Consider the following 18,443-nt stretch of genomic DNA (forward strand, 5'->3'; position numbering starts at 1 on the left):
GCAGCCCGACAAAATGCTTTCCGTCTACCGACGACCTAGCGACCTCCTTAAGTTAGCCGCGCCCAGTTCCAGCGCCCGCTGCTCCTCGACGGACATCTCGGGTTCGAAAATCCGAAGCACTCCCTCGCGCCCGACGACGCTTGGAAGTGAGAGAGTAACGCGAAATTTGCCGTTATAGCTGCCGATCGGAATCACCGCTCGTTCATCGCGAAGAACAATTTCCGCGATCCGCGCCGCAACGATACCAATGCCAAACTGGCTCGCATCGTTGCCTTCGATGATAGAGATATTCGCGTAACGAACGTCTGCCTCGATCTGCCTGCGTAAACTGTGAGGCACTCGGCCACGAAGTCCGACGAGTTCGCCGACCGGCACGCCGGCGATCCGGGCGGTTGACCAGAGGAATACCTGCGAGGTCCCATGTTCGCCGACCACCTGCGCCTCTACATGATTGGCATCGACGCCGAAATGCGCCGCCAGATGAACGCGGAAACGCAAGGAATCCAAAAACGTACCGGTACTTAGCACGCGATCATGGCATACGCTTGCGCGCGCAATATCGGCGAGCGGATCCGGCGGATCGGTCACGACCAATATCACCGCGCTAGGCGCGGCGTGCACAATGCGCGGAACGATCTCGCGGTAGATTTCAGCATTCTTGTCAAGCAACCGCAACCTGCCCTGGGAATCGCTGCGGTCGGTGGCGCCCCCCGCCTTTTCATTGATGCCTGCGGCAATCATGACCAGCTGAGAATCGGCAAGCTCTTCATAGTCGCCATCGACAATGGTGGTCTTTGGGCCGAGCGGCGCTCCGTAACGAAGATCGGTGGCGACCGCCCTCGCCCGCTTAGACGTTCGGTCCACGATCACAATTGTCCGGGCACTCCCCCGTACCACCATGGCAAGAGCACAGGAACACCCTACCCTACCTGCTCCAACGATTCCGACTTTCATGATGAACCTGCGTTCCAAAGACCGTCAACCGATGCCCCAACACCAGTAGTACATTGTTTGTCGATCGCGTGAGCGCCGGTTCGCAATGTTTGCTGGCGTTCCGGGACTTAACAATCGAGAACATCAAAATGTCTGAGCAGGCTTCATGCGGATACAATCTCCGCATGCTTTACAGGACAAAACCCGGACCGGCCGGCCTGGGCGGAAGCGGGCGGGCCGGGTAGTATCGCAAGAGCGATGCATATTTTCCCGAGCCGCATAGAAACTTCCTTTGCTGCTGGCATCACAAGGAATCATGAACTCCGCAACGGCTTCAGGCATTGACCATCGTCAATGAACAGGTCCTCTCACGAGCGCCTCGAAGTAATCGGCGCAGGCTTGATGCGTCTTCCGTCGACAGTGACGTCGATCGGCTCGGGCGCGGTCGGGTCGCAATCCTACACCTGTGATGAACAAGCATATATTCCCAGTTGCTCCTGCTCGCCGAATAATACGGGCGATTGATGGTTATCAAGGGAACTAGGAAGTAACTGTCATAGTTTTCGCTACGCATGTTGGGGCTCGGCTCCATCTTGTCGTCCGGCAGGCGCCTGATCGGGTTGGCGAGATTGGACGCATCGAGATGAGGCCTCTGCATCGATCACCATCGCCCTGACCGGCAGCTTGGACTCGCTCAGTCATCAAGGTCGAGTGCGGTGCCGTTGCCCACGGCTGTCCGATCGGAGCGCCCGGCGCGGTTCTGACCGCTCACCTGCTCTCTGCAATGAAACGCGACTATGCCCAGGCGCACCGGTGACACTGGGGCATCGCCTGATGCTCGAGACGATTCACTCGATTGGCAAAATCGAACGTAGGAGAATGGTTATGAAAGCGCTGGTATACCAAGGCCCCGGAAAGAAGGCGCTTGAGGATCGCCCAAAGCCGAAGATTGCCGCGCCAACGGACGCTATCGTCAAGATCGTCAGGACGACGATTTGCGGAACAGATTTGCATATCCTCAAAGGCGACGTGCCGACCTGTACACCAGGCCGTATCCTTGGCCACGAAGGTACCGGCGTCATCGAAGAAGTCGGCGCCGCCGTCACCGCCTTTCGGGCCGGCGACCGCGTGATCGTGTCCTGCATCTCGTCCTGCGCAAAATGCGACTATTGCCGCCGCGGAATGTACTCGCATTGTGTCAACGGGGGCTGGATCCTCGGCAACACGACTGACGGCACCCAGGCCGAGTATGTCCGCATTCCCTTTGCCGAAACCAGCCTATACCGCATCCCCGCCGGAGCGGATGAGGAAGCATCAGTAATGCTGAGCGATATCCTGCCCACCGGGTTCGAATGCGGCGTGCTCAACGGCAAGGTTCAACCCGGCGCGACCATCGCGATCGTCGGAGCCGGCCCGATCGGGCTTGCGGCGTTGCTGACGGCTCAATTCTACTCACCGTCGGAACTCATAATGATCGACTTTGACGACAACCGGCTCGAAATGTCGTCCCGCTTCGGTGCGACCACAACAATAAACAATAGGGACGGCAAGGCAGTCGAGAAAATCATGAAGATGACCGACGGTCGTGGCGTCGATACCGCGATCGAAGCCGTCGGCCTTCCCTCAAGCTTTGTCACTTGCGAGGACATCGTGGCGCCTGGTGGTGTCATCGCTAACATCGGCGTCCATGGCGTCAAGGTAGATCTGCATCTAGAACGCCTCTGGGACCGTAACGTCGCGATCACGACAAGACTCGTCGATACCGTCACAACGGCGATGCTGCTTAAGACTGTACAATCAAACAAGATCGATCCCAAGCGACTGATCACGCACCACTTCAAGCTCGACAATATCATGGACGCCTATGCGACGTTCGGCGAGGCGGCCAAGACGAACGCTCTCAAGGTCATCATCTCAGTAACCGAAGCTTGAAAGATAATCTAGGTCGACAGACTTGACGGCGGTGCGAGATTGATGGCGCGCAAAAAGCTGAAAGGTTCGGCTCTCTGCCCGAACTGACTCGCCGCCGAGAGCTGAAGGCAGCTTGTTGGCAAGGTTCTCGAATGGATGAAATTGATGAAGAGAGCGATCAGATAAACGGCTTTCCGCCCGTCACCGCAACAGTTGTTCCTGAAGTGTAGCTGGACAGCGGGTCCGCCAGCATGACAAATAAGAAGGCTCGGTAACGGAGGAGGCCGAAGAACCTTAATGGTGCTGCCCAATACCGTATATCGAATTTTATCGCTCGTCTGGCTGGTCGTCGTTGTAGGGTGCGTAGGATATTTTTCGATAGCGGAGGCCACTCAGTTGGCGGCCTCTTCGCGAAATGGCCCCAGCGCGGTGGGGGGCGCCGAGGCCGAGTTGCCATGATTACCTTCCCGCCAGAACCAGCACTCGGCCGTTTAGTTCCTATTTCCCGGTCGTCCTTCGAGAGGACGAAATGACAGCTCGAGCAGGCACGCCGCGGGGGTGCTTTGCTCGGGCGCCGACAACCTGCTCCCGCTTTCTGATGATCGTAAGCCGACTGCTTACCGCAGCCTCCGTTCGTCCAAGCTTCCGGGCGATCTCCAACTGCGTTAGGGCTGTCTCTCGTATCATTTTTAGCAACTGTTGCTCGTCCTCTTCGGACCACGGCTTGGCAGGCATAACTCACTCCGGCATTAATCCAACGATAACAGCGCGGCTAGCAACGGTTTGCATCGGGTGGAAATAACCCACGTTAATCCAGTGGCGGTAATGTTGCCACTATTTCCCAGCGTCGCGACGCGGTCTGGTTTTCGAGCTGCCCGCTTAGCGGGTACCCGGCGGGAAAAAAGCTGCGCTTTATCCGCTCCACAGCTACGGCCCCCATGGGAATGAATCGCGAATGTGCCCCGGGTCTTTGGGGGGCAAGAGCCGGGGCACCTTCATTCGCGAATGCGCTGTGCCGGGGAGCGGCACGTTGCTAACCACGCTTCGAAGGTGCCGTTCCTAACGACTTCTTCATCGCCGACCTCAGCCGGCCCTCAACTCGCTTGCGGCTATTGCCGACCTTATTGACGGCCTTTGCCGGCGCCGCCATCCAGTTCAGCGAAAGCTTCGCGATCGACGGCCCCAAGATGTTCACCCATGCTTGCAAGCTCGGCTACGAGGGCGTGGTGTCGAAGGTAGCAAACAGTGTCTATCCGACCGGCGCCCGCAGCCGGGACTGGGTCAAGAAGACCTGCGCCCAGCGCTAGACGCTGACAATCGCGGGCTTTGCACTGGACGACAATGGGACGGGATTTACGTGGCCGGCGCAAGGGTGACGAACTGACCCGCCACGGAATAGCAGCCTGATGCCCAGCTATAGGAACTCTTCTGACGATCGATGAAATCGATGCTGTGCTCGACAGCGCACGCTACGGGCTGTTCGGCGATAATCCAGCAGATGACCCGTAGGCATCGTGATCAGCGATGACGCTGCAGCTTCTATCTTCTGCAAAGAACACGCCATTGCCTGCGACTTCCTTCCACCAACCGCGGCCAATCCGAGATCGACGCATACTGACCACGCCAAAGCGCCACGCGCTCATATCACCTTAGAATGGCTGCTCGGAGAGCAAATCTTGATATCCCGGCACATGCCAGGTGTTATCCAGCACATCCCCACTCGGTGAGATTGCCTCCAAGCCAAGCATTAAAATGATCCCTGACCTTCGTTCCGGAGGATTCGGAAACAGGGAATTGATGCAGGCTGTTCCGTCCGCGTCCAACTCGTGGGAAGAGCCACGACGACTCTTCGCAGAAGCTCAGTACCGTCTATTCCACCGCTCCAAAAATTATCGCTCGCCTTGGCGGCAGTGTCCGGTGCGTAGGGAACCTTAGATACCAGCAGATCACATGTTCGGGCGATCGAATCGAAGAGATCACTTGTAACAAAATCGACGCCTTCATCTCGGCGATGTCCTTGGTGGCGACCGCGAGCTGTGAGCCCAATGTCTGCATCCGTGTGCGAGCTCGCGTTCGGCGAGACCGAGATCCCCCAGCGCCGCTCGGGCGCCGTCGACGGCGACGCCGGCGGCCGCACGGCCGAGGATCAGTCCAACAAGATGGCCAAGACGGCCGACCGCAACAAGCAGTGCGCAAGAGCTATAACCCGGTCAATGTCGCCAGCGTTCGGCGCTTCGATCAGGCGCGCGCGATCGGCGCGACGAAGCTCGAGGCAGCCGACCAAGATCCAGCCGGCAAGGTGACGCTGACATCGCTTGCAATGCTGTTGAAATCCAGAAGCAAAAATACGTCGACAGTTCTAAGCGGACCGCCGATGGAGGTCGGCCACGATTTCCTCCCGAAAAGCGCGCCCAGGGTCAGGGCCGACCATCTTGCCGGGATTGCGCCGCTGCTTTCTGATACTCGCGCGGTGAAACCCCATAAGCCCCTTTAAAGCAGCGGCCAAAATGCGTCATGTCCGAAAACCCCCATCCCTGTGCAATTTCGGCTATGGTTCGATGGACTTGGTTGGGGTCTTCAAGAGCAAACCGGCAACGCGAGAGCCGTCGGGACAGAATGAGACGGTGAAGTGAGGAGTCCTGTTCGGCAAGAAGCGCATTGGCGTATCGGACGCTTATTCCAACGATATCGGCGACCTTCTGTCCGTCGAGGTCGGGATCGGTGAGCCTCGCTTCCACCACTGAACGAATCTGCCCCAGCAATAGCGCTTTTGGATTCGAGACGCGAACGGTAGCGCTCCCAATTGTTCTCGCAATGGATAGTCCGAGTAAGTCAAGCACGTGATTGCCGACCATTTCTTCTGTTATGGAAGCTGTCCTCCCAGCGAGCGACGGCAATTTTGCAGCGACCGAAAGCGCCAGATCATCGTCCGTCCGCTCGGCAGTCACGCGACGCCCGATCAACTCGCGGTTTGTACCGATCCGTGCGCGTAGCTCACGGCGCGGAACCTTGATGAGGAGAGTTTTCGAGTCTGGCGAAAACTTCGCATCATAAGGCAACAGCGGCTCAAGCAGCATCAAAGAACCGGCGTCCAGGTTAACCTCGCGCGCGTTCTGGACGATAAGGACCCTGCCCGACAATTGGTAACACAGGAACAACGTGTCGGGGCCGGTGCGCTCGACGTGGGCCAAGGTGTGAGAGACCTGCATCGGTGAGTTGCTGAATTCAACCAGGTCCAGGTTGCCGAACTTCGCGGCTTTGATCTCGGCTTGGAATGTCAGGCGATTTTCCGGCACAGAGTCATGACCCACGATCTTCTTGCAGGCCAGGCTGTGCCAATAATCAAATCGGTCGCGGGGATGAACCGAGGAGGTCGAGAAGATAGTTTCCACGTGTTTGCCGTTCGTTAACCGTAGATCAGCCGACGAATTGATCCATGGCCGCCGATTGAAATCACAGAGCATCTGCTAGAAACAAACGCAACTCGAGACTGCGTTGTTGCACGTCCACTCTAAGGAAACTTAGTAGCTTTTCGCCGGAATGCGCAATAACGCGGAGGCTGCAGATTTGACGACCCACGATGCATCACCGTCAGACGTCTCGGCAGACAGAAACACCGCCAGTGGAGCCCGGAAACGTTTCGTTCCCGCGAGCCAATGTCCTCCACAAAAAGGATAGGAACAAGCAAACGCTGGGGTTCCCGCCCTTAAATCTAGCGGAGCCGAAGCGCGTAGTTTTCTCCACCCCACTTTACGCCAGATGCAGGTCGATCGATGGTTTGTGGTCGACAAACTGCTTGGTGTTGAGCGCTTGGCACACCGGCGCACAACTTGAGGCAAGTCTCCCGGCTGATCTCACTGAGTTCTATCACGTCCCGTCCAAAGCCGGTGTCAAGGCAATGTAGAAGAGTCAGCACACGCGGCAACGTGATCGAAGTCGCGTGTCTGCGGAAGCAACCGGCCTTCCTCCTGAACGTGGGGCTGGATTTATGAACCGCGAACGTAGCTTCCACGTCAATGAAATGTTGTCGGCATCCTGGGATCAGCGGCTTGCGCTAGATCTCGCCTCAGAGGTAGAACATTTCTCCTCCGACAGGCGCTGCACAATTCCGGAATTGCGGACATTTTTCGCCATCAAGTGCTATCGCGACCTGCTCGCTAGGCTGACGACAGCACGCGAGGGCAAAACGTCCTTTGATGCTCTTAGGTCAGTTGCCCGAGAAATGCGACAATATGCGTTGGAGCGTCCCGCCTTGTGGGCTGCCGGATCGAGAACGTCCACAAGCGATTGCGCTGAGTGGAGGGCAAGCCACGGAGAACTTTGCGACCTCATCAAATCTGTTCTCGCCGAATGTGGGGTGCATGGGCAACACGCAGAAGACGCCTTGGATATGCTTCGGAGCTTAGTGCGCGGCTTTGCCGTGCATCAGATCCTAGGCTCATTCTTGGACGTCTATTCATATGACGAGAGCTTCGAAAGGGTAGTCGAGATATACGTAGCTGGGGTGGGGTCAATCGGGGCTGCTGCTGCTAGGGCTCGCCGGCGATTAAGACGGCCTTGCGCCCCTCGTTCTCGACCAACGCCTTGACCTCCTGCGCATCTCGTGCTCGATTAGACAGGCGATAAGAACGTCGACACCTTCGCGCGCATAGGCGATTGCCACCGCTCGTCCAATGCCGCTGTCGCCGCCCGTGATGGCGGCCCGCATGCCTTTCAACTTACCTGTGCCACTGTAGCTGCTCGCCATGATCCGGACGCGGGTCCAGCTTCGCGGTCCAACCGGGTGCTGATTGGGGTAAGGCGGCTTCGGATAGTCAGACAACATAAATTATCTCCACTTTCGCGTGCGCAAGTCTCCCTTTGATCGCGTCGGCGCGCCTCTGATTTTCAAGACATCGAGAGCGCGTTAGCTTTTCATTGGCGCTTTCCACTCTCGCCTTTCGAAGTGTCCTGCCTCGTCGATAAAATGTCAGGGTGCGCTTTGTCATAGTACGTACGCGTTAATGGGTCTGATTTGGTCTCCGGTCCCGCGCTCGGCTGCGCCAACAGCGCGGATTCCGCGTTTCCAATCCAAGGGCTTGTTCGATCAGCTTGAGCTAATTTCACGACGCTCCTCTCGGCCACCATGATTGTGCTCGTCAGGGCGTGGGCGCCTCATCGCCCCAGGATATTCCGAACTTGTCCAGGCCCTCAGCCAGGAAATCGCCCAACAGCGGTTCGCCGAGCAGGTAGCGCACGGTCTCCCAACGCGGGTTGCGGTATTCGTTTCGCCGTTCGGCCGCCTGGCTACGCAGATCTTCCCACTCGTCGATCGTGCCATCGCCCCGTCCGAGCCACATCAACGCGACAAGGTCGATCTGTTCGTCCTCGTTCAATGCCCTGATGAAGCTCGCCAGCTCGGCAGCGACAGCGTCGCAACCATCGTCCTGCAACACGTCGACTTCAGCATCATCAGTAGGATTCGATCCGGACTCTTCATCGGTCGGCAGGTCCTTGACATCAAACTCATGCGCTTTTTCGATCAGAAAGCTGACCTTTTCGCGTGAAACGGTTAGCTCGGACATCGCTTGCTCCTTAGTTACGGGCGTTTCGATCAACGCGCTGGGCCACGAGATGATCCATGGCGCCATACCGCGGAAATGCGCCGCCTGCCGGCCCTCCCGAGCGGCACGTTCCGCCAATCACCTATTGCGATCGATTGACAGATTCGTGGAGTTGAATGCCTGAGTCGGAGCTGTCTTCGTCTTGCAGCACTGTCGGGGACCCTCGATCGCTCCCGACGGCTGAACCGGGCTATTGCTGCGGCATCCCTTCCAAATTTCGCTTGTGCGAAGAGCCGTTTAAAACTATGACGCCTGAGCATATGCTACTCCTGTTGGAGCGCGTCCGGGCTCTCATCGCGAGCAGACGCCCGATTGGATGATCGCGGCATAAAGCATGAGCATTCGTTTGTTTCTTTGAATTGGTGTAAGATCAGCCCGCCCTTACCGCAGATGGCGCCGGCAGCATCAGAGGATCTCTGAGGACGACGATCTGACGCACGCCGTCCGCGTCGATAACCTCAAGGCTGGACAACTCCAGACCTTCGCCTTCGATGTATATTTCTCTTGGTTTGCGGATCAGATGGTCGTGTCCTTCGAGCACGAGCGAGATTAGGTCGTCCTTTGGATCATAGGAAACCCCAAAGAACGGCAGCCAGTGCGCCTCGACCTGATCACCGAGCTTAAGCGACGTCACCTCGATCTCGGCATGTTTGCCGCCCAGTGCTTTTGAAATGAGATCGAAATAGACGCTCCACTGCGATTTTTCGAGCTTCTTTGCCATTGTTCGGAGTCTCCGAGTTAGATTCCGCCGGATTCCCCACGCCAGTAACTGGCAGCCCGTTTCTACGCGCTGACAACGATCAACTTTTCACAAATTTTGCCATGCTCACACAACGCATCCCGTCAAAGCCCGAGCTCAATCATTTTCAGAAGTGATCCTAATTATTCATCGCGCGATAGCAAAGTTCGGCGCCGTCTTCGGCGAAAGAGCGCTTTTTCCGCCGCATATACTTGACTGTTTCGTTGATCGTGACTTCCAGCGTCGGCCGCACTGAACCTGACAGAAAGTGACCACCGCGCACCGAGCCACCCGCAGACCAACACAGCGTGAAGGTGAAGGCTGGCCTTGCCGCTATCGCTCTCCGCCACACCGCCGATCAGGCTAAGGACTTCGCAGCTCGTTGACAGCAGTGCGCTTGTAGCCTTTGGCCGCGAGTCGGAACCAGCGCGTTTGGGTCTAACGTCTGGCTGCGACTGCTCAGTTGATTGGCTCGAACGAAGTCGCTCCCGCTATGGCGGTGAATTCGTATCTTTCGCACCATTGTCATTGGTGCCTCCTGCGATTCCACGGCGAGGCGCAAGCGGCCCCGGCGAGACGAGGACGCCCCCGCTTCGGCCGCTATTGCACCACAACGGCCGACACACGGTGGCTAGGCTACGTTTCGCCTGACATGGCGGCCTTCCTTGACCTCCTCGATGATCTTCGCGCTGAACGCTTCGAGGTCACCGGGGTTCCGCGAGGTGATCACACCCTGGTCGACTACGACCTGGGAGTCCTCCCATTTCGCACCGGCATTGATGACGTCGGTCTTGATCGACTTGTAGGACGTCATCATCCGTCCCTTCGCGATCCCGGTCTCGATCAACAGCCACGGTGCGTGGCAGACCGCGGCGACGATCTTCTGGGCGTCGAAAATCTCCTTAATGAACTTGAGGGCTTTCGGTTCGACCCGGAGCAGGTCGGGATTGATCTGGCCGCCCGGTAGCACGATGGCGTCGTAGTCCGACGACGACACTTGATCGAGCGACTTGTCGACCTTCACCGGCCGACCCCAGTCCTTCATGTCCCACCCCTTGATTTCGCCAGTAGCCAACGAAATCACCTCGACGGTTGCACCCGCTTTCTTCAAACGGTCGCGAGGCACTTCAAGTTCGGATTGTTCGAAGCCATGGGTCGCCAGGATGGCGATCTTCTTGCCTTTCAGATCCATCAGGAAACTCCTTCAGACGAGCTCCTCTATCAATCCGCTTTTCGCCCTATCGTTCCTGCGGCTTCAAACGCGGAATTTTTTACCTGATTGCGGTACGAAGCGATCGACTGTCCTGGCAGTGGCTAGATCATCACTCTTTCGATGGCCGCGTAGATGCTGTCCCATCGTTGAGTCGAGCACAAAACCAACGGTCGCCGAAGCTTGGTTGCGCATGGGCATCTTTCCAGTGGGTCCCCAGTGGCGGCTTGTGGTCCACTCCCCTCAAGTACTCCTAGCCAACCCGGTTCAAAATTCCGAACGACAATGCTGATACTTGTCAATTGAGGATAGAAATAATTCACCTGTGTATCGGTGCAGCCTCGTTCCGCATTGAACGTTGACTGCGTCGCTTATAGACGGGCAAGCCGGGGGAGACCTAGAACTCTTTGCAAGGCCGTCACTGCGCAGTGCTTACGGTCAGGGCAAATGCTCCGAATTGACGCCCATCAAGGCGCCTCAGGCGGTCGCGCGCAAAATCTTAAAGCTTTGGGGGGCGTGACCGATCACTCGGGCTCGACCCGCATTTGGAATGTTAGCATTCAATCCGGAAGGTGTGATCATGAGCTTGACCGGCCTAGAAGTGTTTGACGAAACGCTTCACAAAACGAACACGTGGCTCAAAGAAATCGGCGAGATGCTAGGCTCTGATCGTCACGAGGCCTATCAGGCGTTGCGAGTGGTGCTGCATTGCCTCCGCGACCGCTTGACAACCGATGAGGCGGCTCATCTCGGCGAACAACTCCCGATGCTAATACGTGGCATCTACTACGAGGCATGGCGTCCGGCCCGGAAGCCGGAAAAGATTCGGTCGCGGGACGAATTCCTAGCCTGGATTGACACGCGCCTCCCCAACACAGCGCTCGTCAACCGCGAAGATGCTGTACGTGCCGTCTTCAAGACCCTTGAGAACCATGTCTCCGCAGGAGAAATCGGCCACGTAGTTCAGTCTCTGCCGAAGGAGATCCGCGCGCTTTGGCCAGTCACCTGGGCGTCGTCTGGCCCTGTCGCAAAGTAGACAGCCCAGTCAGAAACTCGTTGCAACTAGCTGACACACGATAGATTTGCGAATGGAGAGGTTGATGGGTCCACGTGCTTACTGGAAGGGCTATCTGCGTGTGTCGCTAGTATCGTGTCCGATCCAGCTGTTTCCGGCGATCTCTGACCGCGAGAAAGTCCGATTTCATCTGATCAACAAGAAGACCGGGCACCGGATCAAATACTGCAAGCTCGATGCCGAGACGGGTAAGCAGGTAGACCCGCAAGACATCGTCATGGGCTACGAAGCCGGCAGGGGCCAATATGTCGCCCTCACCGAGGATGAGCTCAAGGCGATCGAGATCGAAGGGACGCATACAATCGAGATCGACCAGTTCGTGCCACGAAGCGAGATTGACGATCTCTATTTGAGTCGTCCCTACTACATGACCCCGGCGGGAGAAATCGGCCGGCAGGCGTACGTGGTCATCAGAGAAGCAATCAGGAAAGAGGGTATGGTAGCGCTCGGCAGGGTGGTGCTCACGACGCGCGAACATGTGATGGCGGTTGAGCCGCGTGGCAAGGGCCTGTTGGGCGTGACGCTGCGATATCCCTATGAAATCCGGGACGAAAGGGATTATTTCGCTGATCTGCCAGAGGAGAGAGTACCGAAAGAAATGCTTGAGCTAGGGAGGAAAATACTCGCGATGAAGGCTGGTCACTTTCATCCCGAACAATTTGAAGATCACTACGAGCGGGCCCTGCGAGCGATAATTAAGAGGAAACAACGCGGCGAAAAGATCGATAAACTAAAGGAGCGGCCCTCGGCTGAGGTTATTGACCTGATGGATGCATTGCGCCAGAGCGCAGCAGGTGGCCGCAGCACGCCTTTAGCGCATCATCAGCGTGCCACTAGGAGATCCAGGCAAGTCGCGGCGAAACGGTCGTCGATGCGGGCCAGGAAGGCAAGCTAATTGGCGTCGCAACTATACCTGCGAGGGCACTTAGCATCGCCTCCGAAGACCAATCCTGCAGTCTATCGCTTCGGCGCATTTTTCCGCGTTACGCTCGCCCACGGAACTAGCGTCGGCGTCGACAAGCCGCGCGATGATAGCCACGCATTCATGCGTTCAGCTGTATCAACCTGGCTGAGTTTCCTGACCAATACATCCCTTCCGGAACCAGCAGGCAGCTTCGCGACCTCTTGTTGCAGCCGCTCCTTTGCTACCGCTAGCTGGTCTTCAAAACGGTGTGGCTTTGATCGATATCGCATGGCGGACGGGACCTTTACCGAGCACGACCGTCGGACGAGGGCCCGACGGTGCCCGCGAAAGACGGTGCGTTCCCTGTGATTTGTGTCTGCTTACGCAGGTCCGCCGCAAACTCACGAAGCTGCCGCGCGCGCCTGCCGTTGTAGATTCGCGCCTCATAATCCGTAGCCAGATCAGCAATCAAGGCCGATTCGGCCGCCTGGACATCTATCTCATCGATCTGCTTCTGCTCATCGATCCGCTTCTGAATGTCCTGCATGCAACGCCTCAACTCGCTTTGGCTTCAGTGACTGGCAACTACTAAGAGTCCAACGCAGTCGGCAATTCAGTACTTTTACGTAGCTGCCTGTCCGGTCGATCATCGGGAGGAATTAGAACTTCTCGATGATAATCTTTCCTCTGGTCGCGGCGCGCCGCGCTACGAACCAAACGCTGGAGGCGGAACGATCCTCCGGTTTACCTTGCCTTTTGCCAAAGCCAGCCGATGGTGGTTAGAAAACGATTGGTCGGTTTTGACAACCGTCAATGCCCATTGAAGTCTCCTGGACGAAATTGAACTCTCATGGACTAAGCAGGAAATCCGGAGTGGCAAGATGCTGATATTCGGTGAACCTCGCCAACTTGATGATGGACTGCCACGCAAGACCGAGGATGATATCCAGCAGGAGTTGCTTGGACCTCGTGGTGTTCCCGGCAAGCCATCGCCGGCAAAAATGACGCCGCAACGCGCGAAAAAGACGCCGACATATCTGGATCCACCACACACGGCCTAGCGTTGGCGATTTGCGCTCCATCATTCAATTCCCGCAAATCTTGACGATGGTCTCCAGGCCTGCCGCCTTGCCGTTCCTTGCGAGTACAATGGCCAACGCACGACGCCGGGTCCCGATCGAAGAGATAACACCATGAAGAAACCCCTTTGTGCAGTCACCGTCACCCTTGCACTTCTTGGCAGCGCAGGTTTCGCCGCTGCTCGGAAGGCCGACACCGCCCAAGCTGATCTGACGTCGAGTCAGCAACAAATAACTGGCCAGGGACTTGCGGCCTCGCCACCGGAATCCGCGCCCGGCGGCACGCAACCGCAGGTCGGAAGCAAGCAGCCGGACTCGATGAAGGCGCAAGCGCTTCCCGACAAAGTCACCGATCAGGTGCCGGAGGTCACGAGCCTTCTCTTAGTGAAGCTGCCCTACCGGATCGTGTTCATCAATCCCGATACGAAACTCGTGACCGAGATTGTAGGGGAGCCAAATACCAGCGGCTCGAGCTCCGAGAACATCGTCCGTCGTTCGAGCTGTGGCGCCGGCACCGTACCGCCATGCTCGTAACGCGCAAACGCCTCTACGGCACTCGACGGAAGCCGCCCCAAGGAGGGCTTCCTTCGCCGTGGCTTGCTGCGGTTGCCGTTGTCCTCTGTTGTTTGCCGGGGCAATACTCGGCGGCGCAACCAGTCGGGCTTGTTACGCTTGACGTCAACGAGGTCGCGAACGGTTATCCCGCCGAGACGCTGAAGTTGAAGATAATCGTCAATGACAAGAACGAGACGATCGGGAAGATCAACGATTTCATCTTCAGCAAGGATGAACGTATCTTCGCCGTGCTTTCCGTGGGCGACTTCATCGGCGCCGGACCCCGCTTGGTCGCCGTTCCCTTCAGCAGTTTGAAGCTGGACGATTCACGCGGCTTCATCGTGCTTCCGGGGGCAAATCGCGCGGCATTGGAGAAACTGCCTGTTTACCTGTACAATGCGCAACCTCAGGCGTCCTCGTCCACGCGCTGATCGCGGTCGCGCACCAATCAGTAGACGATGCCCGGCGCTCCACGAGCACGCAGCGAAGTATCCGCCCACGGGTCACGAAGGTTGAACGGAAATTGAGCGTTGTCAATGCGGAGCCCCGTTCTATTCGTAGTCTTGCATGATCGGCAGTATCCTCCTGCCGGTGCCCCCTCCCCGGGGGGCTCCTCCCCCGACTTGGACCGCCGGCGAAATCCGAGCGGTCCTTCTTCTTCGGCGTGCTGGCGACGTCTTGTGAGGTCATCATGATCAAGGACATCTTGCTTCGGTTGGATGGGACAGCAGAAGACTTCGCGCGGCTGGCCGCTGTCAGCCGGATCGCCGCAACTTTCGAAAGTCATATCGCCGAGCTGCTATTCAACGTCTTGCCGGCGGCTATATCAGATTTGGTCCAGGATGCAGGGTCCAGCGGACCGGCAAAACTGCCGCACGATGCAAGGAAGGCCGGCGACGCCGCCGAAGCCACGGCGCTACAGCGGCTGGAGCGGTTGCAGCAACCAACCGCCGATACCTTGTGGCGCTTCGCCTGAACGGCCAACCAAACGAACCGCGGGGTCTGATCGAAGAACTCCTCTACGGTGCGGGACGTCATCTGCTCTTGTTCCGAAGGACGAGAAAACCATGGCGCCTCTCGATCACGTCGTGGTTGCCTGGAACGGAAGCCGTCTGCGCGCTCTCTGTCCGAATCCCTCTCCTGTCTGCAGCCAGCGAGGAAAGTTTGGCTTCTCGTGGTGGAATACGAGCGTCCGGCCCAGACCGATGCGCCGAGGAGCAACGATGCCGCGCAGCATCTGCGGCATCACGCATCAACGCGGTAAAGTATCGCGCGGTCGGAGAGGACGACGAAATTGCCGACATCGTGATCGAAGAATGCCGGCGACTGGATGCCGACCTTCTCGTGATGGCAGCTATGGCCACTCGCGCTTGCACGTATTCTTGTCAGGCAGCACGACTTCACGACTCCTGCATCATTCACCGGTACCACTGGTCATCGCCCACTACGACGATGCCGGATAGCTGCCGGTTGACGATCGTCAAGGTCACCTCTGGAGTTGCGTCATAGGCTCGACGGGCACGCGCGCGAGGATGACATGGCCGCAGTCGATCCAGGAACTCTTATGTGGGCCACTGCCTGCGAAATGATTGAGCGCGCCGAGCGCTTGCATCGTCAATTCTTCCAGCCGATCACCGCCATCGCTTCCGCAGCCCGTTGGGAGCCTCCAATTGATATCATTGCGACCGATTCCGAGGCTCGAATAACGGTCGCTCTTCCCGGCGTCGACCGGGACGACTTGAATGTGGCGATCGACGATGATGGCGTTTCGGTCGTTGGCCTTCGCCGTCAGGGCACGATTCCGCGCGATGGCACCGCGGTCCGTCTCGAAATCCCCTACGGGACATTCGAGCGCCGGATTGCGTTTCCGACTAAGGGCCTACGGTTCGGTCAATCGGAATACCGCAACGGATGTCTCGTGCTGGCCTTCTTCAAGCAATCGATAGAAGGATCGACCGATGGTTGACGCATCCAAACGCGAATCCGGCACCACGACCGATCAAAGCCAGGCTGGTGTGCCCGAGGATGCAATCATCATCTTGCCGGTTCGCAGTACGCTGCTGTTCCCCGGTGTCGTGCTGCCTTTGACGATTGCCCGGCCGTCGTCCATCGCTGCCGCACAGGAAGCCGTCCGCAGCGGCCGCAAAATCGGTCTGCTGCTACAGAAGGACCCCACCGTTGAGGAGCCGGGGCCACAGGATCTGCGGCACGTCGGTACGGTGGCCGAAATCCTGCGCTATGTCACTTCGGAGGCTACCCACTATGCGATCTGCCGCGGTATAAACAGATTCCGTGTCAAGAAATTTCTTTCCGGTTTTCCCTACATCGTAGCGCGCATCGAGGAAGTCGGCATATCAGAGGTGATGACCCCCGAGGTCGAGGCGCGCATGAATCTGCTCAAGATGCGCGCCCGGGAAGCGATCCAGTTGCTACCGAATCTGCCGCCGGAAATTTCAGCGGCGATTGAAGGCCTGGATTCGCCGTCCGTGCTCGCCGACTTTCTCGGTGGCATCATCGATATTCCTGTAGGCGAGAAGCAGGATCTGCTAGAAACCTTCGACGTAACCCAGCTTCTCGACAAGCTGCTCGGCCTGCTGGCGAAGCGAATTCAGGTCCTGCAGCTTTCAAAGGCGATTGGCGAACAGACGCAACAGACCCTTTCGTCGCAGCAGCGCGAACACATTCTTCGCGAACAGCTTCGCCAGATTCAGAAGGAACTAGGCGACGACGACGCCAAGTCCATTGAACTGGAGGAACTCAGTGACAAGATCGACAAGGCCGGGATGCCGAAGGAGGCCGAGGAGCAGGCCAGGCGGGAATTGAAAAGGCTCGAACGCATGCCGGAGGCCGCGGCAGACTATGGGTTGACGCGAAGCTACCTCGAATGGCTGACCGAGCTGCCTTGGTCGAAGCTGGATCCGGAACAGATCGACATTGTCGAAGCGCGGCGAATTCTCGATGACGATCACTATGGCCTTGAGAAGGTGAAGCGGCGAATTCTTGAACACCTTGCTGTGCGCAAGCTCAATCCGGAAGGCAAAAGCCCAATCCTCTGCTTTGTCGGCCCTCCCGGCGTCGGCAAGACCTCGCTCGGCCAAAGCATCGCCCGCGCCACGGGACGCAAGTTCGTGAGATTGAGCCTCGGCGGCGTCCATGACGAAAGCGAAATACGCGGACACCGCCGAACCTATCTCGGCGCGTTGCCGGGTAACGTCATCCAATCGATCCGGAAGGCAGGAACGCGCAATCCGGTACTGATGCTGGACGAGATGGACAAGCTGGGTACGGGATTTCACGGCGACCCGGCGGCGGCGCTGCTCGAAGTGCTCGATCCCGAGCAGAACGCGGCGTTTCGCGACAACTACCTTGCGATTCCCTTTGATCTCTCCAAGGTCATGCTGATTGGCACCGCCAACGTTATCGACAATATCCCGGCCCCGGTGCGCGACCGCATGGAAATCATCGAGATGCCGGGTTACACTGAGGAGGAAAAGCTGGCGATCGCCAAACGCTATCTCCTCGCGCGTCAACTGAAATCCGCTGGTCTAACCAGCGAGCAATGTGAGATCTCGGACGACGTCATTACAGCCGTCATCCGCAACTACACGCGCGAAGCCGGCGTGCGCAACTTGGAGCGCCATATCGGCGCCATTTGCCGGCACGCGGCTATGCGGATAGCCGAGGCGAGCGTCACACGCTTTATCGCCGCGCCGACGGACCTTCCTGCCATTCTGGGGCCGCGGCGTTTCGAGCAGGAGGTCGCGATGCGAACTAGCGTGCCCGGCGTCGCTACTGGCCTCGCCTGGACTCCCGCCGGCGGCGATATTCTCTTTGTCGAGGCGACCAGCATTCCCGGCCGGGGCAAACTGATCCTCACGGGTCAGCTGGGTGCGGTGATGAAGGAAAGCGCGCAGGCGGCACTCTCCCTCGTCAAGTCGCGCGCCATTGAATTTGGCATCGATACGATCGCGCTGCAGAAATCCGATGTCCACGTTCACGTCCCGGCAGGCGCCATTCCCAAAGATGGCCCAAGCGCGGGCGTGGCTATGTTTCTGGCACTGACTTCACTTCTAACCCGCCGCACGGTCCGGAGCGATACAGCGATGACCGGCGAGATTTCACTGCGCGGCCTGGTCCTCCCGATCGGTGGCGTGAAGGAGAAAGTGCTCGGCGCGCTGCAGGCAGGGATTACCACGATCATGCTCCCTGCCCGCAATCGAAGGGATATCGAGGAGGTCCCTGAAAATGCGCGCAACCGATTGCGCTTCATATGGCTTGAGCGGGTCGACGACGCGATTGATGCTGCGCTAAATCGCCCGCAGAAGCTCGATCCCCGTTTCGAGGAAACACCACAAGTAGCGCCCGCGGAACGGCAGGCGGCGCGTTCCCGATAACCGGCATCTTCTGGAAGACACACCAGCCACGTCACCTATC

The 18,443-nt window shown here is 58.0% G+C and carries 17 protein-coding genes and 2 pseudogenes; 12 read left to right on the forward strand and 7 right to left on the reverse strand.

What is annotated here, in order from left to right:
- Positions 1 to 24: 24 nt before the first annotated feature.
- Positions 25 to 954 (reverse strand): lactate/malate family dehydrogenase, encoded by a 930-nt coding sequence (locus PMN64_RS04645; protein WP_301322233.1) that lies wholly within the window; start codon positions 952 to 954, stop codon positions 25 to 27.
- Positions 955 to 1,818: 864 nt separating this feature from the next.
- Between PMN64_RS04645 and PMN64_RS04650 the strand changes: the two genes are divergently transcribed.
- The 3 genes and pseudogenes from PMN64_RS04650 (at position 1,819) to PMN64_RS04660 (ending at position 5,147) form a co-directional block, all read left to right on the forward strand.
- Positions 1,819 to 2,865 (forward strand): zinc-dependent alcohol dehydrogenase family protein, encoded by a 1,047-nt coding sequence (locus PMN64_RS04650; protein ID WP_253587574.1) that lies wholly within the window; start codon positions 1,819 to 1,821, stop codon positions 2,863 to 2,865.
- Between the two features lie 1,115 nt (positions 2,866 to 3,980).
- Positions 3,981 to 4,251: pseudogene (locus PMN64_RS04655) on the forward strand (DNA ligase); the annotation flags it as partial.
- Positions 4,252 to 4,889: 638 nt separating this feature from the next.
- Positions 4,890 to 5,147, forward strand: coding sequence for a hypothetical protein (locus PMN64_RS04660; RefSeq protein WP_411779877.1), 258 nt, complete (start codon positions 4,890 to 4,892; stop codon positions 5,145 to 5,147).
- A gap of 114 nt (positions 5,148 to 5,261) precedes the next feature.
- On the opposite strand, the gene PMN64_RS04665 is transcribed toward PMN64_RS04660, so the two are convergent.
- Positions 5,262 to 6,236 (reverse strand): helix-turn-helix domain-containing protein, encoded by a 975-nt coding sequence (locus tag PMN64_RS04665; protein WP_225645967.1) that lies wholly within the window; start codon positions 6,234 to 6,236, stop codon positions 5,262 to 5,264.
- 629 nt (positions 6,237 to 6,865) lie between these two features.
- Between PMN64_RS04665 and PMN64_RS04670 the strand changes: the two genes are divergently transcribed.
- Positions 6,866 to 7,432, forward strand: a complete 567-nt coding sequence (locus tag PMN64_RS04670) for a TetR-like C-terminal domain-containing protein (protein WP_411779909.1) — start codon at positions 6,866 to 6,868, stop codon at positions 7,430 to 7,432.
- Here PMN64_RS04670 and PMN64_RS04675 read toward each other — a convergent pair.
- From PMN64_RS04675 to PMN64_RS04690, 4 genes and pseudogenes are all read right to left on the reverse strand, one after another.
- Positions 7,380 to 7,666: pseudogene (locus PMN64_RS04675) on the reverse strand (SDR family NAD(P)-dependent oxidoreductase); the annotation flags it as partial. The gene PMN64_RS04670 and the pseudogene PMN64_RS04675 sit on opposite strands and share 53 nt — an antisense overlap.
- Positions 7,667 to 7,982: 316 nt before the next feature.
- A complete protein-coding gene (locus tag PMN64_RS04680; RefSeq protein ID WP_411779878.1) occupies positions 7,983 to 8,408 on the reverse strand; it encodes a DUF3775 domain-containing protein in 426 nt (141 codons plus the stop codon).
- Between the two features lie 409 nt (positions 8,409 to 8,817).
- Positions 8,818 to 9,168, reverse strand: a complete 351-nt coding sequence (locus PMN64_RS04685; RefSeq protein WP_283089973.1) for a DUF5335 domain-containing protein — start codon at positions 9,166 to 9,168, stop codon at positions 8,818 to 8,820.
- A gap of 649 nt (positions 9,169 to 9,817) precedes the next feature.
- Entirely contained in the window at positions 9,818 to 10,378 is a 561-nt protein-coding gene (locus PMN64_RS04690) for a type 1 glutamine amidotransferase domain-containing protein (RefSeq protein ID WP_283089972.1), read from the reverse strand.
- Positions 10,379 to 10,946: 568 nt separating this feature from the next.
- Here PMN64_RS04690 and PMN64_RS04695 point away from each other — a divergent pair.
- Entirely contained in the window at positions 10,947 to 11,432 is a 486-nt protein-coding gene (locus PMN64_RS04695) for a DUF2267 domain-containing protein (protein WP_411779879.1), read from the forward strand.
- A gap of 64 nt (positions 11,433 to 11,496) precedes the next feature.
- Positions 11,497 to 12,366, forward strand: a complete 870-nt coding sequence (locus PMN64_RS04700) for a Ku protein (RefSeq protein ID WP_283089970.1) — start codon at positions 11,497 to 11,499, stop codon at positions 12,364 to 12,366.
- Positions 12,367 to 12,679: 313 nt separating this feature from the next.
- Here the strand turns inward: PMN64_RS04700 and PMN64_RS04705 are convergent, their stop codons facing one another.
- Entirely contained in the window at positions 12,680 to 12,922 is a 243-nt protein-coding gene (locus tag PMN64_RS04705) for a hypothetical protein (RefSeq protein WP_283089969.1), read from the reverse strand.
- 334 nt (positions 12,923 to 13,256) lie between these two features.
- Between PMN64_RS04705 and PMN64_RS04710 the strand changes: the two genes are divergently transcribed.
- The 6 genes from PMN64_RS04710 (at position 13,257) to lon (ending at position 18,403) form a co-directional block, all read left to right on the forward strand.
- A complete protein-coding gene (locus PMN64_RS04710) occupies positions 13,257 to 13,436 on the forward strand; it encodes a hypothetical protein (protein WP_057836313.1) in 180 nt (59 codons plus the stop codon).
- Between the two features lie 132 nt (positions 13,437 to 13,568).
- On the forward strand, positions 13,569 to 13,988 hold the full coding sequence (locus tag PMN64_RS04715; RefSeq protein WP_411779880.1) for a hypothetical protein: 420 nt from the start codon (positions 13,569 to 13,571) through the stop codon (positions 13,986 to 13,988).
- Positions 13,979 to 14,440: a PRC-barrel domain-containing protein gene (locus PMN64_RS04720; RefSeq protein WP_411779881.1), complete on the forward strand. Its 462-nt coding sequence runs from the start codon at positions 13,979 to 13,981 to the stop codon at positions 14,438 to 14,440. Before PMN64_RS04715 ends, PMN64_RS04720 begins: the two co-directional genes overlap by 10 nt.
- A 260-nt stretch (positions 14,441 to 14,700) precedes the next feature.
- On the forward strand, positions 14,701 to 14,985 hold the full coding sequence (locus PMN64_RS04725; RefSeq protein WP_411779882.1) for a hypothetical protein: 285 nt from the start codon (positions 14,701 to 14,703) through the stop codon (positions 14,983 to 14,985).
- A 561-nt stretch (positions 14,986 to 15,546) separates the two neighbouring features.
- Positions 15,547 to 15,975 (forward strand): Hsp20/alpha crystallin family protein, encoded by a 429-nt coding sequence (locus tag PMN64_RS04730; RefSeq protein ID WP_411779883.1) that lies wholly within the window; start codon positions 15,547 to 15,549, stop codon positions 15,973 to 15,975.
- Positions 15,968 to 18,403, forward strand: coding sequence for an endopeptidase La (lon, locus tag PMN64_RS04735; protein WP_411779884.1), 2,436 nt, complete (start codon positions 15,968 to 15,970; stop codon positions 18,401 to 18,403). Before PMN64_RS04730 ends, lon begins: the two co-directional genes overlap by 8 nt.
- The last annotated feature ends 40 nt before the right edge of the window (positions 18,404 to 18,443 follow it).

Source organism: Bradyrhizobium sp. UFLA01-814, from assembly GCF_046718885.1.
In the GTDB taxonomy this organism is placed as follows: domain Bacteria; phylum Pseudomonadota; class Alphaproteobacteria; order Rhizobiales; family Xanthobacteraceae; genus Bradyrhizobium; species Bradyrhizobium elkanii.

Bases quoted from the DNA above. Each gene is read 5' to 3' on its own strand.
- PMN64_RS04645 (WP_301322233.1), bottom strand. From the start codon at position 954: ATGAAAGTCGGAATCGTTGGAGCAGGTAGGGTAGGGTGTTCCTGTGCT.
- PMN64_RS04650 (WP_253587574.1), top strand. From the start codon at position 1,819: ATGAAAGCGCTGGTATACCAAGGCCCCGGAAAGAAGGCGCTTGAGGAT.
- PMN64_RS04660 (WP_411779877.1), top strand. From the start codon at position 4,890: ATGTCTGCATCCGTGTGCGAGCTCGCGTTCGGCGAGACCGAGATCCCC.
- PMN64_RS04670 (WP_411779909.1), top strand. From the start codon at position 6,866: ATGTTGTCGGCATCCTGGGATCAGCGGCTTGCGCTAGATCTCGCCTCA.
- PMN64_RS04680 (WP_411779878.1), bottom strand. From the start codon at position 8,408: ATGTCCGAGCTAACCGTTTCACGCGAAAAGGTCAGCTTTCTGATCGAA.
- PMN64_RS04685 (WP_283089973.1), bottom strand. From the start codon at position 9,168: ATGGCAAAGAAGCTCGAAAAATCGCAGTGGAGCGTCTATTTCGATCTC.
- PMN64_RS04690 (WP_283089972.1), bottom strand. From the start codon at position 10,378: ATGGATCTGAAAGGCAAGAAGATCGCCATCCTGGCGACCCATGGCTTC.
- PMN64_RS04695 (WP_411779879.1), top strand. From the start codon at position 10,947: ATGTTAGCATTCAATCCGGAAGGTGTGATCATGAGCTTGACCGGCCTA.
- PMN64_RS04700 (WP_283089970.1), top strand. From the start codon at position 11,497: ATGGGTCCACGTGCTTACTGGAAGGGCTATCTGCGTGTGTCGCTAGTA.
- PMN64_RS04705 (WP_283089969.1), bottom strand. From the start codon at position 12,922: ATGCAGGACATTCAGAAGCGGATCGATGAGCAGAAGCAGATCGATGAG.
- PMN64_RS04710 (WP_057836313.1), top strand. From the start codon at position 13,257: ATGCTGATATTCGGTGAACCTCGCCAACTTGATGATGGACTGCCACGC.
- PMN64_RS04715 (WP_411779880.1), top strand. From the start codon at position 13,569: ATGAAGAAACCCCTTTGTGCAGTCACCGTCACCCTTGCACTTCTTGGC.
- PMN64_RS04720 (WP_411779881.1), top strand. From the start codon at position 13,979: ATGCTCGTAACGCGCAAACGCCTCTACGGCACTCGACGGAAGCCGCCC.
- PMN64_RS04725 (WP_411779882.1), top strand. From the start codon at position 14,701: ATGATCAAGGACATCTTGCTTCGGTTGGATGGGACAGCAGAAGACTTC.
- PMN64_RS04730 (WP_411779883.1), top strand. From the start codon at position 15,547: ATGGCCGCAGTCGATCCAGGAACTCTTATGTGGGCCACTGCCTGCGAA.
- lon (WP_411779884.1), top strand. From the start codon at position 15,968: ATGGTTGACGCATCCAAACGCGAATCCGGCACCACGACCGATCAAAGC.